2 protein-coding genes are annotated in these 551 nt (G+C 69.5%); both read right to left on the bottom strand.

Features of this window, described 5'->3' with window-relative positions; genetic code table 11:
* The coding region (locus C9414_RS20985; protein ID WP_142398082.1) for a hypothetical protein at positions 1-204 on the bottom strand (204 nt) is incomplete at its 3' end.
* A 153-nt stretch (positions 205-357) separates the two neighbouring features.
* Positions 358-551: hemin uptake protein HemP (gene hemP / locus C9414_RS20980; RefSeq protein ID WP_107164307.1), on the bottom strand; the 194-nt coding region annotated here is incomplete at its 5' end.

The raw sequence follows: 551 nt of genomic DNA, 5'->3' as shown, positions 1-551 counted from the left end.
CACCAGATGGCGATCCATCTGCTCGCGGTCGATCACATCGACGGTGGCGGCAACGTCGCTGACCGCGCGCTCGGTGCGCGTGGCGGTGACCTGCACGCGGTCGAATTCGCGCGCCTCGGGGGCGGCGCTGGCCGCAGCAGCGGCGTGGGCGGACAGCGGCAGCGCGATCCAGACGGCAAGGCAGAGGGCGGTATGGCGGGTCATCGGGTTCGGTCAGTCAGGCAGGGGAACCCCCGGTTACCGGCACACCCGGAAGGTGCACGCGGTAGACCGAGGGGGAGAGAGCGGGCGCGGACGGGTCGCCCACCCTGCCGGCGCTGCCGGCAGGAGGGAGGGAGGCGGGCGACCAGACCGCGGTTACTTGGTCAGGATCAGCTTGTCGTTGCTGGTGTGCCGCAGGCGGTAGAAGCGGTCGCCGTGCTGGATCAGGATTTCACGACGGCCCTTGAGCAGGGCTTCGCTGTCGATGACCTCTTCCGGCGGAACGACGCGGACCGGACGATCGCGGAGGGTCAGCGTTTCGGGGCGCAGCAGTACAGGTTGAGCATTCA

The sequence above is a fragment of the Bacillus sp. Nf3 genome (assembly GCF_003028545.1).
GTDB lineage: Bacteria > Bacillota > Bacilli > Bacillales > Bacillaceae > Bacillus > Bacillus safensis.
Note: the sequence above shows the minus strand (reverse complement) of the source record. Positions and strands in the feature narration are given on the sequence as shown.